A 22,865-nucleotide genomic window follows, 5' to 3' on the forward strand; every position below is an offset into this window, starting at 1 on the left:
GGCGCTCCAGATCACGAAACCGGCTTCGCCATAGGCTTCAAACAGTTCAGGAACCGTCATGCGGGCGGCGGACTCAATCTCGTTATCGGCATCGCGGAAAGGCAGACCGAGCATCGTCGCCACCTTGCGACCCACGGTCGACTTGCCTGCGCCCATCAGCCCAACAAGAACAACCACTTTCGCACCAAGAAGCTGACGGACAGCATCCGCCTTCTCGTTAAGATTTGTCTGTTTTGTTGTACTGCTCATAAACCTCATCCATTTCCTCCGGTTCCACATGAAAAACCGCGCGGCGTCAATCGCTTTCATCCGCTTTCATCGCCTGAACTGCACCAAATGGGGCTTTTTATGCGCATGCTTTGGCTGTCCTTGCTTTCGTCTCAATAGCACAGCATAAACGCACCATGCCCACGCTGACGCGCATTCTTGTCCTGCTTGCTGTGATCGCTGCCATTGTCTACGGCGCAATGTTCTCGCTCGCCAATTTCGTGAAGCCGGTTACCCATGAGATCACCGTCGAAATCCCCGCATCAAAACTGAAACAGACAGTCGTCGCCCCACCGCCAGCACCGGCACCAGCACCAGCATTGGCCCCGGCAGAAACCGTCACAGACGGCCAGACCAATGGTTCCGATACGACGGATAAGCAGGAGTAGACATGCGGGCATCTTTGGCGATTGAGAATTTTCTCGAAATGATGAGCGCCGAACGCGGAGCCGCGCATAACACGCTTGAATCTTATCGACGCGATCTGGAAGCCTGCGCCGAAGTGATGACCGCGCGCGGCATCAATCTTGCTGAAGCAAAAACCGACGATATACGCCATGTAATCGATGGCATGGCCAATGAAGGCTTTGCTGCGACATCACAGGCACGCCGCCTGTCCGCAATCAGACAGTTCTTTCGCTTTCTTTATTCGGAGGGTTTCAGGCAGGATGATCCCACCGGTGTCATCGATGCCCCCAAAAAGCAGAAACCTCTTCCGAAAATCATGAGCGTCGAAAATGTCGGGCGCCTTCTTGATCGCGCCGATCTTGAGGCGAAAGAAGCACTTGAGCCTGCAGACCGCATCAAAGCGCTTCGCCTTCACGCGCTGCTTGAAACGCTTTACGCGACGGGATTGCGTGTTTGAGCTTGTGGGTCTTCCGCAAGTGTCGCCCGCACAGACCATCGCTTTCTGATCGTGCGCGGCAAAGGCTCCAAGGATCGCATGGTGCCCTGTCACAAAAGGCGCGCGAGGCATTGCAGCGCTTTCTGTCGCTGCGCGATTCCCTGCCGGGCTACGACGATAACCCCTGGCTCTTTCCGGCTTTTTCTGAAAGCGGCCATCTGGCGCGCCAGGTTTTCGCGCGTGAACTCAAAAGTCTTGCTGCCCGCGCCGGGCTTTCGAGCGCTTCCATCTCCCCGCATGTGCTGCGTCATGCCTTCGCCAGCCACCTTTTACAAAACGGTGCTGACCTCAGAACAGTGCAGCAATTGCTTGGACATGCGGATATTTCAACGACCCAAATCTACACACATGTTCTGGAAGAAAGACTGCATAAGCTGGTAAGTGAACATCATCCGCTTGCCGATTAAGCGCGCGGCGGGTAAGAGAATTTCAGAAAAATTTGCAAGATGCGCGCGAAGTAAATATGGGCGTCGTAAAACAGCCTCTATTGGGCTTGTTCTATGGCCAACATCTCTGGAAACGCACAATAGTCAGGCCCGATGTACAACTATCTCGATTTTGAAAAACCCGTCGCAGACCTCGAAGGCCAGATCCTTGAGCTGAAAAAGCTCGCACAGGAACAGGGCAGCGTCGAGATGAGCGACGAGATCAGCCGTCTCGAGAAACGATCGGCCGATGCGCTCAAGGATATCTATCGCAAGCTGACCCCATGGCAGAAGGCACAGATCGCCCGCCACCCGGATCGTCCGCACTGCCTTGAATATATCAGCACACTGTTCACCGAGTTCACGCCTTTGGCCGGCGACCGCCAGTTTGCCAATGACGAAGCCATTCAGGGCGGCTTTGCCCGCTTCAATGGCCAGCCCTGCCATTCTCGGTCAGGAAAAGGCTCGGACACCAAGACGCGTCTCAAGCACAATTTCGGCTCGGCCCGTCCTGAAGGCTACCGCAAGGCCGTCCGCATCATGGAAATGGCCGACCGTTTCCAGCTGCCGCTGATCACCTTCGTTGATACAGCAGGTGCTTATCCGGGCGTCAGTGCAGAAGAACGCGGTCAGGCAGAAGCCATTGCGCGCTCAACGGCAGAATGTCCAAGCTGCGCGTGCCTGTTATCTCGATCATCATCGGTGAAGGCGGTTCGGGCGGTGCAATCGCGATTGCTGTCGCAAACCGCGTCTATATGCTCGAACATTCGATCTATTCGGTGATTTCGCCGGAAGGTGCGGCTTCGATCCTCTGGCACGATTCGACCCGTGCAAAGGATGCTGCCTCCAACATGCGCATCACCGCGCAGGATCTGTTCGACCTCAAGGTCATCGACGGCATCATCCGGAACCGCTTGGCGGTGCACATCGCGGCAAGGAATCCACCATTGCAGCTGCAGGCGACATCATTACCGCCTCGCTACGCTCAATGAAGGATATCGACGGCGAGACACTCAAGCAGGAACGTCGTCAGAAGTTCCTCGACATCGGTCGTAACCTTTAATTTACTATAAAATTCAAAAAGCCATGCCGGCGCAGCTCAAACTGCGCCGGATTTGCATCATGTCGTCATTTCCGCCATATTGCGGTCACTGTGTTTTTTAGGTAATTGAGCAACGGTTTATCAACGATACCGAAAGGTTTAGTTGTTAATATCCCGGCACCGAAAAAGTCAGATTTGCTCAAATGCGTCAGAAGGCGCAGCTCTAACAGGCTCGATGCGATATGAAGATCAGAACCGCACTTCTTGGAACACTTATGGCATCCGCTCTGCTTGCGGGCTGTCAGGGTTCATCCGTTTCCGATCTCAGCCTGCGGGCTGAAAACCACTTTCGAGAAAATCGTTGCCAAAATGAAGACGAAGGGCATGACCCGCACTTCGCCGGTCATGGTGCGTATTTTCAAGGAAGAAGGCGTCCTCGAAGTCTGGAAACAGAAGAATAACGGCAAATACGATCAAATTGCATCTTATGAGATCTGCAAATGGTCGGGCAAGCTCGGTCCCAAATTCATCGAAGGTGATCGTCAGGCACCGGAGGGCTTCTATAACGTCCGCCCCGCTCAGATGAATCCGAACTCACAATATCACCTTGCATTCAACATGGGCTTCCCGAATGCCTATGACCGCGCCCACAACCGCACCGGCCAGAATCTGATGGTGCACGGTGCCTGCTCGTCGTCGGGCTGCTATTCGATGACCGATGAGAGCGTCAGCGAGATTTATGCCTTTGGTCGCGATGCCTTCAAGGGTGGCCAGCGTGATTTCCAGATTCAGGCATTTCCGTTTCGCATGACCGCTGCCAACATGGCGCGCTATAAGAGCGATCCGAATTACAGCTTCTGGAAAATGCTCAAGCAGGGCTATGATTCTTTTGAAGTGACCAAAGTACCGCCAAAAGTTGACGTCTGCGAAAAGCGTTATGTCTTCAACGTACCGACACCAGACGGCCAGCCACTTTCAGCAAACGACGCCTGCCCGCCTTCGGCCAATGCGGAATCGATGGCTTATACCACGTCGTATGAAAAGACCTTCCAGTCTGCTTTCAGCGCAGCACAGAAGAAGCCGGCACCGTCCATTCAGGGCATTACCGAAGCAAAGCTCGTTTCCGCCTGGAGTGCCGCTCGTGCACGCGGCGAAAAGGTAACGCGCGAACCGCCGTCGCTTTCGCCAACTTCGGCTGAAACGCCGAATGCACCGGATATTGCGCCTGCAGCAACCCCAATCTCGGCACAGCCGACAGCAATTGCCGCAACACCAGCGCTCGCGGCTCCTGCAGCATCGGCGCCCGCTGCAACTCCTCCGGCTCAGACCGCGGCTGTTCCTGTTCCGCAGGAAAACCCGACAGCTGTTTCGCCAATGACCACTGCAAGCACAGTTGCAGATAATGTCGCGGCACCTGCGCCTGAAAAGAAAAAGCCATGGTGGAAACTGGGCGGTAATTGACAGCAGATGGATAAAGACGTTCCCGTCTATGATCTGAGGGCTTAAATGCCCTCTTCCTGTTTTAAAGACGCGCAATCGCCTTCAAAACATGCCGAGCGGCGCACGTCTCTGGGTGGAAGCGACTGACCCGCTATCCGGCATTGATCTTCCACATTTCTGCACGCAGGAAGGCCACGCCTGCTCGCGCAGGAACGTGACGAAAACCTGCATCGTTTTCTTATTCAGAAGAAATAATTATCAGCGCAACTATTTATCGGGTGGAAAATCCGGGAATAGCCAGCGGGTTATCCATCATGGCCGCGCGATCGGGACGATCAATCCCTGCCTTGCCCATAAACGCATCGAAAAGCTCGCGCACGTAGGTTTCCGGCAAATCCTTCACGATCATCACCAGAAGCGTCTCGTGCTCATCCTTGGGCCATTTCGGCAGGCGTGCCGGTGGATGGAAGATTTTCTGCACACCATGGATGACCAGCGGACGATCAGGATCTTCGGCAATCTGCACAATTCCCTTCACGCGCAACAACTTTTCACCATGGGTCGAACGCAGCAGATCGAGAAACATCTCAAAGGTCGAAAACGGATCGGTTCCTTGTGCCGCAGCGAGAAGGAGCGGATTGCGTCGTCATGATGATGGTGATGCCCATGATTGTGGGCGTGATCGTGATCATGATTGCAATCCGGCCCACACATGATCGTGGTCGTGATGATGAGCATGATCGTGGTGATGATCATCCTCGTAAGCTTCCGCCTTCAGCCAGCGCTGCACATCAGCCGTCTTGGTTTCGGGATTATACAACCCGCATTCAAAAAGAGCCGCATATCCCGTGCGCGTATCGGAAGCTTCCAGTATATCCGCACCCGGATTGAGCAGTTGCAGCCTTGCTTTCAGGGCTGCCAGACCCGCCTGCGCTTCTGGCATATCTGCTTTTGTGATGATGATGCGGTCGGCCATCGCAGCCTGTTTGACCGCTTCCTCATGGTTGTCGAGCGTTGCCATGCCATTGACGGCATCAACGGTCGCAAGCACACCATCAAGGCGTAAAGCCTGCATCAGCACCGGATGTCCCATGATCGAATGCAACACCGGAGCCGGATCGGCAAGGCCGGTCGTCTCGATGATGATCCGCTTCAATGCCTTGATACGCCCGGTCTGCAGACGGTCGATCAGATCGGCCAGTGTATCCACCAATTCACCACGCACCGTGCAGCACAGGCAGCCATCGGCGAGCTCTATCACGCCTTCGCTTGCTTCTTCGACCAGCAGATGATCGATACTGACCTCACCAAATTCATTGATGATGACGGCAGTATCCGTGAGTGCAGGGTCTTTCAGCAGGCGATTGAGCAGCGTTGTCTTGCCCGAGCCAAGAAAGCCGGTCAGCACGGAAACAGGAATTGGATGCGGCATGGCTCTATTCTTAGTTGATTGAGGCCGCAGCACGCTGCGGGCGTGGCATCGGCACAGGAATCTGCGAAATATCGAGCTGCCCGACTTTTGTTACCTTTGCAGGCGGCGCTGAGACAAGTCCGACCTGAACCGGCACCGGTTCACGGGTCATCGCATGAATATAAGGCGAATTGAGCTGCAAACGCCCTTCGACATCGCGACCGTCCCAGCGATCAGCCATGGCCTGCTGGTTGCAAATGGTCTTGCGCATATCCACGGCCTGATAGACGGAGCTACTTGCTGGCGGCACCATTCCACCAAGTGTCGGCACACCGGCACCATTGCTGCGGAATGCATCGGTCATCAGCTGTGCTGCCTGCACAGCGCGGGTTTCTGACGATCAGCACCCAGCACAACTGCGAGAATGGTGCGGCCCTGACGGGTTGCAGAGCTGGCCAGATTGAAGCCTGATGCACAGACAAAACCGGTCTTCATGCCATCGGCACCATCGAAGCGGCCAAGCAGAATATTGTAATTGGCCTGTGGCTTCTTGCCGTCGCCCGCATCAATGGCTTCTGTATTGAAATAATGCGCATATTGCGGAAACTCGCGACGCAGCTGCACGCCAAGAACAGCCAGATCGTGCGCGGTCGAATAATTGTTCGGATCATGCAGACCGTTTGGATTGGCAAAATGCGATCCGCTCATGCCGATGCGCTGGGCTTCCGCATTCATACGCTGCACGAAAGCCGATTCCGTACCGCCAACGGCTTCCGCAACGGCAACCGAAACGTCATTGGCCGATTTCACGAGCATGATCTTGAGTGCATTGTCGAGCGTCAACACGGAGCCAGGACGATAGCCCATCTTGCTCGGCGGTTCTTTCGAGGCGTTAACCGTCATTTTTACAGGGGATTCAAGCGTCATCTGTCCTGCCTGAAGAGCACGGAAAGTGACATAAGCCGTCATCATCTTGGTGAGCGAAGCCGGATACCAGCGCTGAAAAGGATCCTGCGCAGAATAAACCTTGCCACTTGCAACATCCACCGCAATCGATGGGTTGGCGGTAGCAGCGGACAAAGCACCAGCCAGGGCAAGGCCAGAAATTGCCGCAGTTGCAAACCAGATTTTCAACGGTTTCGAAATCATTTCGTAGTTCCAATCAACGAGAGCCGCAATGCCTGCGGGTTATCGGTTCCGCTTCCTGTTGCATCGACCTCCAAAAGCCGCAACGGCTTGCGAATACACCAGTCAAAGGAGAATTTGCACTGCTCTTATCTATGCCATGTGGCAAGGAAAAGGCAAATAGGGATTGCCCGCTTTCACCGAAACGTCATATTCTCGCAACTTCTGCATCATAAGAATCTCAGGATATTTCCGAAATGCCAGTGCTCAATCGTGCCGTCGAGCTCAAGCGGAGATCGCCGCATGGCGTCGTCATCTGCACCAGAATCCCGAACTTCTTTATGACGTTCACGAGACGGCGCGCTTTGTCGAAGAAAAGCTGAAATCCTTCGGCTGCGATCTCGTTGAAACCGGTGTCGGCCGTAGTGGCGTTGTCGCGGTCATCAAGGGGCGGCATGGCGATGGTCCGGCTATCGGTCTTCGTGCCGATATGGATGCGCTGCCGATCACCGAGACAAGCGGTGTCGAATGGGCATCGAAAAACCCGGGAAAAGCGCACTCCTGCGGTCATGATGGCCACACATCCATGCTGCTGGGTGCCGCACAATATCTGACAGAAACCCGTAATTTTCGTGGCTCTGCCGTATTGCTTTTCCAGCCAGCTGAAGAAGGCGGTGCAGGCGCGCTCGCCATGGTTCAGGACGGCGTGATGGATCGTTTCGGTATTGCGGAAGTCTATGGCGTGCACAATCTGCCAAGCCTTGCCGTCGGCCAGTTCGCCATGTGCAAAGGCCCGATCATGGCGGCAACCGACGAGTTCGATCTTTCCATCAAGGGGCGCGGTGGTCATGCAGCACAACCGCACCGCACGATTGATCCAATCCTTGCCGGTTCACAGCTGCATCTTGCCATTCAGGGCATTGTCGCACGCAATATCGATCCGCTGGATTCACTCGTCATTTCCATCACGAAGTTCCATGCGGGCGAAGCCTATAATGTCATTCCGGAAACGGCGAAATTATCTGGCACCGTACGCACATTGAGCAAAGAAACCCGTGCCTATGCTGAACGGCGTATTCGCGAAGCAGCGGCAGGTATCGCCATGCTTACAGGTGCTGAAATCACCGTGCGCTACAAGAACAACTATCCTGTCACTTATAATCATGACGACCAGACCGACTTTGCGGCTCGTGTTGCAAAGAATGTGGCGGGCGAAGGCAAGTGAAGACCGATGTGGCCCCGATGATGGCCGCCGAAGACTTCTCTTATATGCTGGAAGCACGTCCGGGCGCTTACATCTTCCTCGGCAATGGTGACACGCCGGGCCTGCATCATCCGCCTATGACTTCAACGACGAAGCCATTCCCTATGGCGTGAGCTATTTTGTGTCGGTGGTTGAAACCGCGCTGGCCGCTTAAATTCGTTTCAGAAGAAGAAATGCGCCTGCCCCGCTTTTGCGGGGTTGGCGAAAGCCATGAAAACAGTATGTGTCGGAAAATGCTCTGGCCCATTAGAACGCCGAGCGTCTTTTCGGACGCACAAAGGTCGCTCTAAGCCATTAAATCCGGGCGTTTTGATGACTGGTCCCGTAGCTCAGTAGGATAGAGCGCAAGATTCCTAATCTTGAGGCCACTGGTTCGAATCCAGTCGGGATCACCATTTAATCCCTTTAGTTCATTAAAGAGTTTAAGTTGGTATCAATCAGGTGAAAGTCACTGATTTTGGTGTTTTCAATTATACCAACCCGTCGCGTTTCCTACGGTCTCCGACCTCGCTACAGCGTATTCTACATCGCCGTCAGGCCAGCCTGCTTAATCCACAACTCACGATAAAGCTCACAGAATTGAATGAGATTGTCATGTGGTCCCATTGCCACGACAGCACCGTTGTCTAGAACTATGATTTTATCAAAGTCTCTAACGGTGGAAAGGCGATGTGCAACTGCGATAACAGTTGTATCTGCGTCAAGCGACGCAATTGCATTCTTAATCAAGCTTTCACTATTGGTATCGAGAGCGGAGGTGGCTTCGTCAAGAATAAGAACGGGCCGATTTTGTAGGAAGGCGCGTGCGAGTAAAATGCGTTGTTGTTGACCACCGGAAAGTCTCGCCCCCCTCTCTCCAACTACTACGTCAAAGCCCCTCCCGTCCGGGGCAAGTTCTTCAATAAACGAAGATGCATCTGCCAACTCGGCTGCATGTTTTATTACTGCATTGTTGGAGGTTTCCGCGCCAAACGCGATGTTCTCCTTTATCGAACGATGAAACAGCATGTCGCTTTGCGCAACAACCGAAAACACACCCCGTAACTCAGAAATCTTTACAGAGCGAATATCCTGCCCATCAAGCGCAATCTGTCCTGCATCAACATCGTATAATCTCAGCATTAGATCGATAAGCGTAGATTTACCCGCTCCAGAGGGCCCAACAATACCAACCTTCTGGCCTGCCTCTATCTCGAACGAGATATTCCTCAAAGTTTGCCGTAATCCGTAAGAAAAACTGACGTTATGCAATGAAATGTGTAGTGGATTGGATACCCGTAGACGCTCGCTGCCGTCTTTAACGATTGGTCTTGCCGTAACAGTTGAACGCGCATCTCTGATCGTGCCGAATGTCTGAGTTAGCCCTTCCCACACCCCTACAAACCAACCAGCATCCGCAGCCATGCCCCCGGCTAGGGTAATTCCTGCAACAAACTCACCAGGCGATATCAATCCCTGTGCTAATCCGTATAAGCCCAATGTGAGAATACTGGAAACCAGACCTGTGTTCAGCACACGAATGAACAGTCCAGCAATCGTTGTTAAACGGTTGATATCGAGGTTTGTTTCGTGTTGCTTATCGATTTTTGAAAGAACAAAACTGTTCTCTGCATCGTAAGCAAATAAGGTTTTTATCGCACGAATATTTGAAAAATATTCTGTAATAGCGCCATTTACAATGCTGGACGTCTCGGAAATTTTTTCAGCTTGAGCATTGAACTTTGGCACAAGATAGATCGCTAACAATCCATTTAGTAAAATCCAAATCAACACTGGAACGACAAATAGAGGGGCAAGATAGGCAATAAGAACGGCAGAGCCTGCAAAACGCACAAAACCGAGTGGAAACGACCAGCTAGAATTTCTATACCCGATTGCACTGCATTCGAGAGTTGCCCTATGCGCCCGGAAATCTGGCCTGCGTGGTGCGAATGGAAATATTCCATATCGTGTTGAGAAGCAGCCTTGTGCGACTGCCAAAGGGCTGATGATTTTGTCTGTGATCGAAGCGCCTGCATTCGAAGCATGTAATTGATGAGCCAGAATGCAGGATCAGCTACCGCATAAGCGACAATCAACGAGCCAAAAAAGGTGAACGTTGCAAAAGTTAAATTGAGTTCGGGCGAATGCGCGACCATATCAACGATATACGCCACAGCCCACATTCTAAGCAGGTCAATCGCCGTAAGGGCAGCACCAGACAGCGCAGATGCCACAATCAGCCACCGAAACGGTTTTATGAGAACAAAGAAAAGTGCGAGCACAGTACGCGACTGATGCGCCCGCAGACCATGATAGTGAAAATCAACTAACTGTTCAAAATACTTAAAAACTCTTTGAAGCAAAATCAGTCCTCAACTATCTGACCGACAACTTTACCAGCAATGGAAGCGCTTCGCAGATATGTTCGGGTAACGGGATATTCTTCCATAGGGTTTTCAAAAAATATCGCGAGCATGAAACCCGTTCGCATTATTGAGAAGGATAAGCCTCCGGCTTTCCTGCGGAATTGAATAACGAATCGGATTGGTCGAAATAGCTGTCTTGATTTCAGCGGTGATGTCTTCTGCTTGATCGATGCTAGTACCGGCCCGACCTTCAAAGTACCATTCATAAAAGTGGTAATTGACCCGTCTAGAGCACGGGTAAAAATTGCCGCCCTTGCGCGCCTATCTACAACCTTAACATCAGATTGGCCGTTATCATAAACAGCAGGAGTGAGGCTGAAACAGTATTCCTGCGACAATCCTACCTTTTCGACGATATGAGAAAAGCTTGAAATTGTGCTCGTCGGAACCCAATAAAAAGTTGCCTCTATCGTGGTAATTGATAAACACGTTAAAAATGGAAATGTAGTCTGGAACTGACAGTTTACCATCGACAATAGACCCATCAGAATGAAAATCCAGAACATCAGTAGGAGAGAGGCCGCGTATACCTACGCGATCCAGCTTCTTACTATTATCTTTTGACGCAGTAAAAAATTGAAAACGGCGTTTCGTTCTCACGATCGGGCAAGCTCGGCATAATTGCTTGTGTAAGTGATACTGCAATCAAGGAACCTACGATTGCATCGACGGTGGCATCTTTAGACACTTGCGGTACGTCAATAGCAACGATCCCGACCAACGGATGATCAAGCTGATGCCGGATTTTGGGAATTAGATCGGCAAACAAGAGAGAGAAGCTTGTTCGGTTAACCTGCCCATTACCAATCTGTCTCGCGTATGGGCTAGCGGGAGGGGAGCGTCATCGATCCGTAAATTTTTGCAGGCAAAATCGCGGGCATTCTCGACACCGATCGAAAAAATTGGAGCTTGAGATTGAACGGCATTCATCAATATATCTTCTCCCATTAAAGACGAAAGGGGCGATAACAATCGCCCCTGTAAAGAAAATTTTAAACAGGCTTGTTGCCCGAACCATTTTTATCATTATACCCTAGAGTGGATTGGCTATCCGTGCACTCTGGTCGCGTTAGCGTGATAGAAAGCCCCCTTCGTCAGCGCTTCTATTGATACTTGATCTTTAAGGTCAATTTGCATTGTATTACTCCCATATTGTTTACCTTCCAATGAAGGCCAGTAAACCGTAACCAACACAAAGGATATGAAAAGTGCAATTCATTGGTAGTATGAATTGAGTATCAAGTAATTATACAAGCTAAAACACTAGCATTTCTGCCCATCAATAAAGCCGGTGGTAGATATGATTGAGGAACGCCCAATTGGTGCGAAAATTACAGAATACTAGCAATCCCTCACCCCTCATAAGGCCAGTTGGCCTGTGAAAACAGGCCGCCATCGACCCAGATCGTCTGGCCTGAAACAAACCGCGCAGCATCGGACGCCAGAAACAGCACCGGACCGGAAAGATCTTCTACTGTGCCGACCCGTCGCAGTGGCGTAATCCGACCCCATGTTTCTGCATAATCAGGCTGTTCCTGAGCCGTGCGTTCATTGTAAATCGCACCGGGAGCCACGCAATTGACGCGGATGGCATGGGGTCCAAGCTCCACTGCAGACACTTTGGTGAACTGCTCAATCCCGCCCTTGGACGCGGTATAGGAAACGAGCTTCGGGAATGCGAGCTTATTGCAGCCCGAGCCAATATTGATAATTGCACCACCCTTGCCGACATCGACCATCCGCTTGGCAGCAGACTTCGTGTTGAGAAAGCAGCCTTTCATATTGGTGCGGATCACATCGTCCCAGCCTTCCTCGGAAAGCTCCAGTAAAGGCGCCCATGTCTGGATGCCTGCATTGTTGACGAGCACATCGGGTGCATCACCATACCAGCTGCAGACCTCATCGAAGAACTCTTCGACCTCGGCTCCGGAACCGACATCGCATTCGATCCCCAGCGCCTGACCACCCGCAGCTTCCACTTCTTCCATGAGTGTATTTGCGGCTTCGTCGTCGCCTCTGAAACTGAAAGCGACCGCATATCCGGCTTCCGCAAATGCCGAAACCAGATGTCGACCGATGCCGGTGCTTCCGCCTGTGACAATCGCAAACCCACTCATAAAATTCCCTCCCCAACATGTCGAAGTGAATTTAATCGAGTTTGGGGAATGGTAAAGCTGTGAAAATCGAAATATCAGTTTTCCCGAAAGAGGAGATCAGCATGAACCCCGATATTCAAGTCGCCAACGGCGCCTGCCACTGCGGAACGGTGCGCTTTCGCGTCAAACTTTCCGATGGCCTTAACACGGCGCGGCGCTGCACCTGCTCCTATTGCCGGATGCGCGGAGCAGTCGCTGTTTCCGCCGATCTCGATGGCGTGGAAATCCTCGAAGGTGAAGATGCGCTGACGCTGTATCAATTCAATACCGGTGCGGCTAAGCACTATTTCTGCTCGAAATGCGGGATTTACACCTTCCACCAGCGCCGCTCCAGCCCACACCAGTTTGGTGTAAATGCTGCCTGCCTCGAAGGTATTTCCCCCTTCGATTTCAAGGTTATTCCCGTCAATGACGGCGTGAACCATCCATCCGACAATCCGAACTACAAAGGTTCAGGTATCGCTGGCTATCTTCGTTTCGAACCGGTTGTGGAAGCCGACTAAATCCTTGCGCGCCGTTTTTGTTCGTTTTTCTCCCAGGAAAACACGACAGGCGGCAGCGGATCGAGACCGCGAATAATATCCGCACCCTTTTCGCCGATCATGATGGTCGGCGCATTGGTGTTGCAGGAAGGAACCCGCGGCATGATCGAGCTGTCGCAAACCCGCAGACCTTCCAGCCCTCGCACTTTCAGATCAAGATCGACAACAGCCATCGCATCGGTTCCCATCTTGCAGGTGCCAACAGGGTGGTGGTCGGTCTTGGCATTGGCACAGGCATAATCGAACAGGTCATCGTCGCTGACGACCTTCGGCCCCGGCAGGCGCTCGGCCATGACATAGGGTTTCAATGCATTCTGGCTCATGATTTCGCGCGCGATCTTCAGACCTTCAAGCGACATTTTGCGATCATGTGGATCGCTCCAGTAATTGGGATCGATCAGCGGTGCTGATGCCGGATCATTGGACGCCAGCCGCACCGTTCCACGCGAGCGCGGATGCAGATAGGCGGAGTTGAGCGTTACGCCTGCATTTTTGAGCTTCTCAACACCCGCCTCGATGCCCGAACCAAGCCCCAGATGGAACTGGATATCCGGCGAGCGGGCGTCCGGATCGGCATACCAGAAACCGCCGGTTTCAAAGAGGCTCGATGCCACCGGGCCAGAGCGCAGCAGAATATATTGCAGCCCCGCTCCCAGCGTGCGGTGCAGCTTTGCCACGCCATCATAGGTGTGATCGCCCGTGCATTCGGCAATGACAAACAGGTCGAGATGATCCTGCATATTCTCGCCCACACCCGGCAGATCGTGTTTCACACTGACACCGAGTTTTTTGAGATGATCGGCAGGACCGATGCCCGATTGCAGCAGGAGTTTCGGTGAGCCGATAGCGCCGGATGAAACAATCACCTCGCGGCTTGCGCGCAAGCCCTCGCCGCTCATCAGCGTAACGCCGGTTACGCGGGTCTTTCCAGCTCGATAGTGCGCACCGGCGCATTCATCCGCACAGTCAGATTCCTGCGATCCCTGATCGGCGTAAGGTAGGCAAGCGACGCGGAGGAACGGCGGCGATTGCGCTGGGTGAGCTGATAAAGCCCACGCCTGCCTGCTCGCGACCATTGAAATCCGGATTGTATGGAATGCCGAGTTCTTGACCCGCGCGGATATAGGCGTCGCAGATCGGCAGTGGTGCGGATGGCATCGAAACGCCAAGCGGCCCGCCATAGGAATGAAAATCATCGTTGAAGCGCTGATTGTCTTCGGCGCGTTTGAAATAGGGCAGCACATGGCGATAATCCCAGCCGGTGCAACCGTCTTCGCCAGCCCAGAGATCATAATCGGCGGCATTGCCGCGCGTATAAATCTGCGCATTGATGCTGGAGCCACCACCGATGACTTTCGCCTGCGTATAGCGCAACACACGGTTTTTGAGATGCTTCTGCGGAACGGTTTCCCACCCCCAGCTCGCCACACCTTTGGTCATCTTTGCAAAACCGGCGGGCATGTGAAACAGCGGATTCCAGTCGCTTCCACCAGCCTCAAGCAGCAGCACTTTTATCGAAGCATCTTCGCTCAGACGATTGGCAAGAACACAACCGGCAGGCCCGCCACCCACGATGATATAATCGTAATCCATCACGCCGTTCCTAAAGCTTTGCTATCGACAGGCCGCCATCGGCATTAATCGCCGAACCTGTCGCAAAAATGAAATCGCCACCGGCAAGCCCGGCCACAATCGCGCCGACGTCACCCGCCTCGCCCCAGCGTTTCATCGGCACCAGACCGGCTTCGATCAGCCCGTCGTAACGCTCAGTGACCTTTGCTGTCATATCGGTGCGGATGATGCCGGGACGCACCTCGAACACCCCGATCCGCGCTTCGGCCAGACGTAGCGCAAGCCCCTGCACGAAGGCAGTCAATCCGGCTTTGCTGATGCAGTAATCAAGCCGTTCGGGCGAAGTCATCACGGAGGAAACCGAGCTGATCGTCACGATGCTGCGTGGAAAACGCACTTCGGTTGCGGCCAGCATCGCCTTCACCACGGCCTGCGTGAAAAACACCGTGCCGCGCAGGTTCACATCCATGATCGTGTCGAAGTTTTCCGGCTTCAACCCAAGGAAATCGCCGCGCTCGACCGAACCCATGCCCGCATTGTTGACCAGACAATCGATGCCGCCAAATTCTTTCAGCACTGCGGCGACCGTTGCCGCATGCATTCCAACCGCAGCCAGATCGCTTTCAAAGAAAGCCACTCGTCCGCCAAGCTCGCGCAATTCATGGATGGTGGCCTCATCATGCTCGCGGTCGGTAATCGCCAGATCAAACCCCTTGGCAGCCAGTGCGCGGGCAATACCAAGTCCGATCCCGCGCCGCCCGCCGGTTACCACTGCAACAGGTCTTTGACGGTTCATGCCAGCACCTCCCGGTTAAGACTGTCGGACACGCGCAAGGCTTGCGCGGCAATGGTCAGCGCCGGATTGACCGCCGCCGATGTCGGCAGAAACGACGCATCAACCACATAGAGATTGGGGTGATCATAAGCGCGGCAATAAGGATCAAGCGGCGCGGTCGCCGGGTCATCACCGATGCGCACCGTGCCACATTGATGCGATGGCGTGCGCCGGTCGAAAGCCCGCGACATCACTACCGGGAAACCTGCCTGCCTGAGCGCGGATTTGAGCTTATCGACCAGCATCAGATGCGCCTTCCAGTTGGAACGCACAATGCAGAATGATGCGGTCGCCATCAACTGTCACGCGGCTTTCCGGCGATGGCAGGTCTTCGCTCATCGCGTAAAATCGATCGTATGACGCGCAACGCGAGTCAGCAGCCATTCCGGCACGCGGGCATATTGGCTTTCAGGATTTCGCCCGACACGCGGCCAAGCAGTTGCATTGCCAAGCGGCGGTCCGCCTGCTCCATCCGACAGATAATAATCATTGAAACCAAAAGTCTTCTGGTGGACGGCATCGTTACGATAGCGTGGGTCGAAAGCAATCACCGCGCTGGAATTGTGGTTCATGAAATTGCGGCCGACCTGATCGGAACGGTTCGCCAGTCCTGAACGCAGCAGGAGCGCTGCCGACTGAACTGCGCCAGCGGATAGAATAACGAGCTTGGGGCGCAGCACCAGCGTCTCGCCATTCTTCACATAATGAACTGCGGTGATCGCCTTGCCATCCGGCCCGGTTTCCAACCGCGTCACCCGCGCAGAAGTTTCCAGCCGTACATTCGGATGTTTGAGAGCAGCCGCAAGCGGACAGGATTCCGCATCCATCTTGCCGTCATCGCTGTTGGGAAATGCATCCCATGGCGTTTTAGCCTTTGCCAACCAGCGGTCGATATCAACGCCAAGCGGCAGGGAAGCCGGGTGAAGCCCCGCTTTCTTCAACCGCGCACGAACATCGGCCATTGGTCGTTCGTCACGGATCGCCGGATATGGATAGGACTTTGAATGTTCCGGTTCGGTCGGATCATCGCCCAGTTCGCCCCGCACCTGAAACAGCTGTTCGGCACGGCTATACCACGGCTCCAGCTCCTCATAGGCAAAGGGCCATGCCGGAGACACGCCTTCCAGATGCACCATCTCGACAAAATCCTCGCGGCGATAGCGGATCAGCACCGCGCCAAAGAACTTAGAATTACCGCCGACATTGTAATAATTGCCGGGATTAAACGGCGTGCCATCGATCTCGTACCAGAACTCTTTCGGGCGAAAGAATCCCCGCTGGAAAATGGCGCGCGGGTCGCGGTTTTCCGGCCTGTCCGGCAAGCGCTCTCCTGCCTCAAGAATAAGAATGTCGGCACCTGACGCGGCAAGACCAGCGGCTATGCTCGCGCCGCCGATACCCGATCCGATGATGACAATATCCGGCTGTCCTCCCAAAGCCGCCTCCCTTACTTTGCTTGCGGCATCCACCAGCCGGTGCGCGCACCGATATGCATGTTGAGCGTCTTGGTTTCGGTGTAATCCTCCACCGCATGACGGCCCAGCTCGCGGCCCAGACCCGACTGGCGATAACCGCCAAAAGGCAGTTCCGGCGTGCCGTCCATGAAGGTGTTCATCCAGACAGTACCTGCCCGCACTTTGCGCCCGATGCTCATGCAAGTGTCGAAATCGCGGCTCCACGCCTGCTGACAAGCCATAATCAACCGCATTGGCAATGGAGATCGCCTCATCAACCTTATCGAAGGAAAGCACCGACAGAACCGGCCCGAACACTTCTTCACGCGCCACGGCCATATCCGCCTTCACGCCAGCAATGATGGTCGGCTCCATATATTGGCCAAGGCCGAGATCCAGCACATCGCCGCCATGGGCAATTGCAGCACCCGCCTTTTTGGCCTGATCAACATAGGCGCCAACCTTTGTCAGATGCTGCGGCGTAATGATCGCGCCCACCTGCGTACTGACATCGAGCGGATCACCGACGATGACCTTTTTCGACAGATCGGCCACGCGCCCGACAATCTCATCGACAATCGAGCGATGCACGATCAGTCGCGAACCGGCATTGCAGCACTCGCCTGCATTGAACCATGCGCCGAACACCGCAGCGTCGATAAAGGCATCCATATCCGCATCCGGGAACAGGATTTGCGGATTCTTGCCACCAAGCTCCAGCGATACTTTTTTCAGCGTTTGCGCCGCATTGGCCATGGTCAGCTTGCCCACGCCGGTTGAACCGGTGAACGAAACCATATCAACATCCGGATGCGTGCTCATATGCTGGCCGACATCAGCACCCGTCCCGGTGATGATGTTGACGACACCATCTGGAACCCCCTGCCTCGGTCAGAATTTCGCCGAGCAACAATGTCGAACCGGACGTCAGTTCCGAAGGCTTCACCACTGCCATACAACCCGCTGCCAAAGCAAATGGCAACTTCTGGCCCACGATCAGGAACGGGAAATTCCAAGGCGTAATGATGGAAACAACGCCAATTGCCTCGCGCAGCACGACGCCCAGAGTGCCATCGCCCAGATTGTTGTAGCTCTCACCATGCAGATCACGCGCAAGCGCTGCCGCATAGCGCCAGATATCGACGGAACCGGCAATTTCGCCGCGCACCTGAGAAATTGGTTTGCCGGCTTCAATTGCGTCAAGATAGGCAAGCTCTTCCGCCCGTGCTTCAATCAGATCAGCGGCTTTCAGCAGAACCAGCGAACGCTGCGAAGCAGTTTTGGATGACCAGCGCCCGTCATCGAAAGCCTTACGCGCGCTCGCAACCGCGCGTTCCACATCGGCCTTGTTGCCGGCAGGATAGCGGCTTACCGTGACGCCATGGCCGGGGGCCACACGTTCAATTGTCTCGCCGCTTTGGCTGCCAACCCATTTTCCATCGATCAGCATCGAGAATTCACGAACTTCAAGCCCGTTCAGCGGCTGCGGTTTTACGACTACGCTCATCACCATTTTCCTTCAAAATTCGCTTCGCGCTTTTCGGCAAACGAGCGCACGCCTTCTTTCAGATCGCCGGTCTTGGCGACAAGGATGGACCCCAGCGCCTCGACTGCCGTACCATTGTCCTCGCCATTCGCCACCGACAGCATCAGTTTGGAAATTTCGAGTGCGGCGGGTCCGCGCTTGGCCACCCGCGCCGCATAATCCTGTGCCGCCTGCAAGGCTGCGCCCGTCTCCACCACTGCATCGACCAGCCCATGCGACAGCGCTTCTTCTGCGGTAAACATCTCGCCGCCCAGCACCATGCGGCGCACAATCTGCGCACCGAAACGGCGCACAAGGCGCTGCGTACCCGACCAGCCGGGGATCATGCCGAGCGAGGTTTCCGGCAGGCCGATCTTGGCCTGTCGCTCAACGATGCGGATATCGGCAGCGCCTGCCAGTTCCAGTCCGCCGCCCAAAGCATGACCATTCATCGCTGCGATCAATGGCACACGCAAAGTAGCAAGACGCTCAAACACACGATGACCATAGCGCACCCAGGCATGACCGAATTCAGCTGGCTCCATGCCACCCCAAGCCTTGATGTCGCCGCCTGCGGAAAAAGCCTTGCCCTCACCGGTCAGGATCGCTACCCGCACGCTGCTGTCCGCTTCCACCTGATCACAGGCGGCAGACAATTCCTGCAAAAGCTCAATATCAAACGCATTGAGCTTTTCGGGCCGCTTGATGGTCATGACCGCGATGTGGTTCTCAATCGCTATTTCTATCCGTTGAGCCATGTTAAACCTCCAGCTTTCGCGCAGGCTTTTGCGGCAGCGTGAGGCCAATCGGCTCGTCACGGAACAAGGCTTCATCCATGAGCTTGAGTTGATCCGAAACAATCAGCGAAAACTCGGCTTGGTCCAGAATATGCGTCTGCAAATCCACACCCGGCGCGATCTCGGTCAGCACAATGCCCTCTGGCGTCAGCTTCAAAACCGCACGTTCAGTGACATAGGTAATGTCCTGCCCCTGCTCGACACCACGCGGACCTGAGAAAGTAACATGCTCAACCTCATTGACGAGCTTTTTGAGCTTGCCTTCCTTTTCGATCACAAGCTTGCCATCCGTGACCGACAATTTCGCTCCGGCATTGAACATGCCGGAGAAGACAATCTTCTTGGCCCTTGCAGTAATATCGACAAAACCGCCAGCGCCCGCCGTCACATGCGGACGGAATGACAGCTTCGACACATTGACCGAGCCGTCGCGTCCGATCTCAAGGAAGGACAGAAGCGAGGCGTCGAAGCCTGCGCCCTGAAAATAGGTGAACTGATAGGGTGACGGCATATAAGCATCAGCATTCGACGCGCAGCCAAAGGCAAAGTCGAGAAGCGGCACGCCGCCAACTGCACCCTGCTCAATCACCCAGGTGACTGCACCATGCAGCCCTTCTTCCAACAGAATGCGCGGCACATTGGCGGAAATACCGAAGCCGAGATTAACCGCACTTCCCGCTTGCAACTCCTGTGCTACACGCCGCGCAATCGCCTTCTGAATATTGAACTCAGGCAAGCGGAACGTATCGAGCGGACGGAAAATCTCGCCGGAAATCGCCGGATCATAAAGCGTCTGCGTTGTCTGCTTCTGGTCGGGATCAACCACGATATAATCAACCAGAACGCCGGGAACGCGCACATCATGCGGTTTCAGCGTGCCTTCCTTGGCAATGCGTTTGACCTGCGCAATGACGATGCCACCATTATTGCGTGCAGCCAGCGCCTGATCAAGACCGCCAAGATAAGCACCCTCATGTTCATAGGTGAGGTTGCCGCGTTCATCCGCCGTCGTTGCCGGATGATCGTGACATGCGGCACGATATTGGGGAAATAGAGCCAGTCCTCACCTTCAAAACTGACCTGCTTGACGACCGGCTCCTCACGCGCCTTGTCGTTCATTGCCGATCCCTGACGCTTGGGATCAACGAAGGTATCAAGTCCCACTTTGGTCATCACGCCGGGACGCTTGGCAGCTGCCTCACGATGCATGTCGAACAGAATGCCCGACGGGATATTATAGGCCGGAATCTCATTATTGGTGATCATCTGCCAGATCAGCGGAGGCTCGGCGCTCGATGGTCCTGACGGATAGGAACCGCCGATGATCTTTTTGAGAAGCCCCTTTTTGGCGATGTAATCGACACCCTTGATGCCACTCATATCGCCAGCCGCAATCGGATGCAGCGTGGTTATATTTTGGGGATGACCGGTTTCATCAAACCGCTCGCCAATGGCTTTCAGCATCATGTCAGGACAGCCGAGACCGCTCGATGAAGAAACCGAAACGACAGCGTTGTCGGGAATGAGGGATGCTGCTTCCGCAAAGGAAATATGTTTGCTCATAACTTTAAAGTCCTGAATGAACGGCAGTAGCCTTACCGGTCTTTGCGGCCTCAAGCACAGCAAGCCCGGTCGCCAGCGACCAGACGCCATCCTCCAGTGTTGCAGAAGGCTGGCCTTTGCCTGCAATCGCATCATGGAAAGCCTGCAAGGCGGTTTCGTAGAGATTTTTCTGATCAAGCAGCAATTCGTGCTCACCGTCCTTGTCACGCAAAATGACGGTTCCCACCGGCTTTTGCGTCATGACATTGCGTGCGATGAGCGAGCCTTCGCTGCCATGCACTTCAAAGCCGGTTTCCGCATATTTGGTGGTGAAAGCATCGTGGAACTGGGCAATTGCGCCGGATGGAAAGCGTAAAACGCCCATCACACCATCTTCCAGACCTTCACCACTCAGACCTCCCTGCTGGCTGAAAGCCAAAGCTTCAACCGGTTTTCACCCAGCACAAAACGCAGCGTGTCAGCATCATGCACGGTAATGTCGAGGATCACGCCGCCACCCGCATCAGGGCGTTCTATACGCCAGCCTTGCAAATGCGGCGGCAGATAAACCGCATGAAAAACCCGCGCGCCCAGCACCTTGCCAATCTTGCCAGTGGCAATTGCATCACGCATGGCACGGTGGCTTGCAGCATTGCGCAGATGATGGTTGGTGCCTGCCACCACGCCCGTCTCGCGCACGGCTTTCAGCATCTGATGCGCGTCGCTCAGCGTCAGTGCCAGCGGCTTTTCACAGAGAATATGCTTGCCTGCTTTGGCAGCAGCAATTGCCTGATCGCGATGCAATTCATTGGTGGTGGAGATATAGACAGCGTCGGTTTCCGGATCGGACAACAGCGCATCAAGACTTGTCACGGAGCGGGCAATACCGTTTTCGCGAGCGTAATTTTCACCACGCTCAGCATTGGTGCTGTAAACGGAAACGACCTCGCCACCGGTGGCGCGAATAGCTCCGATCACCCATTCTTTTGCAATGGTGCTTGCGCCTATAAGGCCCCACTTTGCCATGCGAATTTCTCCTCCTGTTTTCTGAACGGCGCCCCACAACTTGCGCGCACCGCAAGACGCACCGACAAACGCTGCGCCTCCGCCTCCACTCGTTCAGAATTGATCTGTTTCAGCAAAAGCTGCGCCGCACGTTCTCCCAAACCTTGCGGATCGACAGCCACAGTTGTCAGTGCCGGAACAGCGGTCTTTGCTTCGATCACATCGTCAAAACCGACCACACCGAAATCTCGGCCCGGCTCCAGTTGCGCGCCGCGCAAACCATCACAGACACCAAAAGCCACAGCATCGTTAAAGCACACCGCAGCCGTCGGCTTCATGCCTTGCCGCAGCATGCGCTCCACCGCTTCCACACCGCCAGCGCGTGAAGGCGCAGAGGTAAAGACCAGCGCATCATCAAACACGATGCCCGCCTGCTCAAGTCCCGCACGATAGCCCGCAACCCGTTCGGAAAACACCGCCGTATCGGCATAACCGCCCATGAAACCGATAACGCTGTGCCCCAGAGACACCAAATGCTCGACCGCCTTTGCCACGCCGCCGCGATTGTCAGAAACGATGGATGACACACCCGATCCGGGCACATCGCGCACCATCTGCACAACCGGCAGACCACTTTTTGCCAGTGGTTTCAGATCATTAGCGTCGGTTCCACGCGCTGGCGAAACGATCAGTCCGGCAATGCCATGCTCGCGCATCGACGCAATCACTTCGCGCTGCCGGTCAATACTTTCCGCCGTATTGGCGAGAAACTGCACATAACCCGCCGACTGCATGACGCGATCAACACCCACCGCAAGCTCGGCAAAGAAACTGTTGGTCAGATCATTGACCACAAGGCCGATGATCTTTGATTTCGCCTGGCGGAGATTGGCAGCCGAACGGTTATAGACATAACCGAGCTTCTCAATCGCTTCCTGAACCTTGGCGCGGGTTTCGGCATGAACAAGCGGGCTGTCGCGGAGCACAAGCGAGACGGTCGATTTCGACACGCCTGCTTCGTGTGCAATATCGATGACCGTAATGCTGCTCTTGCTCATGCCAATCTCCTGTTCGCGTCATTTAATTGGAACGTTCCAAATTTGTCAACGGTTTTGAACAGCATCAGGAAAGCCGCGAAACCGCGCGCATAA

General features: G+C 54.4%; 8 protein-coding genes, 1 tRNA gene and 13 pseudogenes. 8 read left to right on the forward strand and 14 right to left on the reverse strand.

Annotated elements, in window-relative coordinates:
* Positions 1–249: pseudogene (locus C9380_RS00005) on the reverse strand (shikimate kinase); the annotation flags it as partial.
* Between the two features lie 155 nt (positions 250–404).
* Here C9380_RS00005 and C9380_RS00010 point away from each other — a divergent pair.
* From C9380_RS00010 to C9380_RS00030, 5 genes and pseudogenes are all read left to right on the forward strand, one after another.
* On the forward strand, positions 405–656 hold the full coding sequence (locus C9380_RS00010) for a hypothetical protein (protein ID WP_105731195.1): 252 nt from the start codon (positions 405–407) through the stop codon (positions 654–656).
* A 2-nt stretch (positions 657–658) separates the two neighbouring features.
* Positions 659–1,578 (forward strand): annotated as a pseudogene (gene xerD, locus C9380_RS00015) (site-specific tyrosine recombinase XerD).
* A gap of 132 nt (positions 1,579–1,710) precedes the next feature.
* Positions 1,711–2,659 (forward strand): annotated as a pseudogene (locus C9380_RS00020) (acetyl-CoA carboxylase carboxyltransferase subunit alpha).
* A gap of 221 nt (positions 2,660–2,880) precedes the next feature.
* Positions 2,881–4,099 (forward strand): annotated as a pseudogene (locus C9380_RS00025) (hypothetical protein).
* Positions 4,100–4,105: 6 nt separating this feature from the next.
* Positions 4,106–4,333 (forward strand): annotated as a pseudogene (locus C9380_RS00030) (sulfurtransferase TusA family protein).
* Between the two features lie 16 nt (positions 4,334–4,349).
* Here the strand turns inward: C9380_RS00030 and C9380_RS00035 are convergent.
* Both C9380_RS00035 and C9380_RS00040 read right to left on the reverse strand, forming a co-directional pair.
* Positions 4,350–5,510, reverse strand: a pseudogene (locus C9380_RS00035) (CobW family GTP-binding protein).
* A gap of 10 nt (positions 5,511–5,520) precedes the next feature.
* Positions 5,521–6,638, reverse strand: a pseudogene (locus C9380_RS00040) (D-alanyl-D-alanine carboxypeptidase family protein).
* A gap of 163 nt (positions 6,639–6,801) precedes the next feature.
* On the opposite strand from C9380_RS00040, the pseudogene C9380_RS00045 reads away from it, so the two are divergent.
* Positions 6,802–7,991, forward strand: a pseudogene (locus tag C9380_RS00045) (M20 aminoacylase family protein).
* Positions 7,992–8,196: 205 nt separating this feature from the next.
* A tRNA-Arg gene (locus tag C9380_RS00050) sits at positions 8,197–8,273 on the forward strand.
* Between the two features lie 127 nt (positions 8,274–8,400).
* On the opposite strand, the gene C9380_RS00055 is transcribed toward C9380_RS00050, so the two are convergent.
* From C9380_RS00055 to C9380_RS00060, 3 genes are all read right to left on the reverse strand, one after another.
* The gene (locus C9380_RS00055; protein WP_252869753.1) at positions 8,401–9,711 is read right to left on the reverse strand and encodes an ABC transporter ATP-binding protein; all 1,311 of its coding nucleotides are present in this window, start codon (positions 9,709–9,711) and stop codon (positions 8,401–8,403) included.
* Complete coding sequence (locus C9380_RS27325) at positions 9,645–10,223, reverse strand: ABC transporter ATP-binding protein (RefSeq protein WP_252869754.1); 579 nt, start codon at positions 10,221–10,223, stop codon at positions 9,645–9,647. The genes C9380_RS00055 and C9380_RS27325 overlap by 67 nt, the downstream gene beginning before the upstream one ends.
* 1,415 nt (positions 10,224–11,638) lie before the next feature.
* On the reverse strand, positions 11,639–12,403 hold the full coding sequence (locus tag C9380_RS00060; protein ID WP_128092741.1) for an SDR family NAD(P)-dependent oxidoreductase: 765 nt from the start codon (positions 12,401–12,403) through the stop codon (positions 11,639–11,641).
* A 101-nt stretch (positions 12,404–12,504) separates the two neighbouring features.
* On the opposite strand from C9380_RS00060, the gene C9380_RS00065 reads away from it, so the two are divergent.
* The gene (locus tag C9380_RS00065) at positions 12,505–12,945 is read left to right on the forward strand and encodes a GFA family protein (protein WP_100558434.1); all 441 of its coding nucleotides are present in this window, start codon (positions 12,505–12,507) and stop codon (positions 12,943–12,945) included.
* Here the strand turns inward: C9380_RS00065 and C9380_RS00070 are convergent.
* The 8 genes and pseudogenes from C9380_RS00070 to C9380_RS00110 all read right to left on the reverse strand — a co-directional run bounded on the left by C9380_RS00070 (position 12,942) and on the right by C9380_RS00110 (position 22,772).
* Positions 12,942–14,577, reverse strand: a pseudogene (locus C9380_RS00070) (GMC family oxidoreductase). The gene C9380_RS00065 and the pseudogene C9380_RS00070 sit on opposite strands and share 4 nt — an antisense overlap.
* 10 nt (positions 14,578–14,587) lie before the next feature.
* Entirely contained in the window at positions 14,588–15,352 is a 765-nt protein-coding gene (locus C9380_RS00075) for a 3-ketoacyl-ACP reductase (protein WP_128092742.1), read from the reverse strand.
* Positions 15,349–16,827, reverse strand: a pseudogene (locus C9380_RS00080) (GMC oxidoreductase). Before C9380_RS00080 ends, C9380_RS00075 begins: the two are co-directional and overlap by 4 nt.
* An 11-nt stretch (positions 16,828–16,838) precedes the next feature.
* Positions 16,839–18,358, reverse strand: a pseudogene (locus C9380_RS00085) (aldehyde dehydrogenase family protein).
* The gene (locus tag C9380_RS00090) at positions 18,352–19,128 is read right to left on the reverse strand and encodes an enoyl-CoA hydratase/isomerase family protein (RefSeq protein ID WP_100558430.1); all 777 of its coding nucleotides are present in this window, start codon (positions 19,126–19,128) and stop codon (positions 18,352–18,354) included. Before C9380_RS00090 ends, C9380_RS00085 begins: the two are co-directional and overlap by 7 nt.
* Before the next feature lies 1 nt (position 19,129).
* Positions 19,130–20,730: pseudogene (locus tag C9380_RS00095) on the reverse strand (acyl CoA:acetate/3-ketoacid CoA transferase).
* A gap of 4 nt (positions 20,731–20,734) precedes the next feature.
* Positions 20,735–21,735 (reverse strand): annotated as a pseudogene (locus C9380_RS27330) (Gfo/Idh/MocA family protein).
* Positions 21,714–22,772 carry a LacI family DNA-binding transcriptional regulator gene (locus C9380_RS00110; RefSeq protein ID WP_128092745.1) on the reverse strand — a complete coding sequence of 353 codons (1,059 nt, stop codon included), beginning with the start codon at positions 22,770–22,772 and terminating at the stop codon, positions 21,714–21,716. The pseudogene C9380_RS27330 and the gene C9380_RS00110 overlap by 22 nt, the downstream one beginning before the upstream one ends.
* Between the last annotated feature and the right edge of the window lie 93 nt (positions 22,773–22,865).

The sequence above is a fragment of the Brucella pituitosa genome, from assembly GCF_003049685.1.
Classification (GTDB): Bacteria; Pseudomonadota; Alphaproteobacteria; order Rhizobiales; family Rhizobiaceae; genus Brucella; species Brucella pituitosa.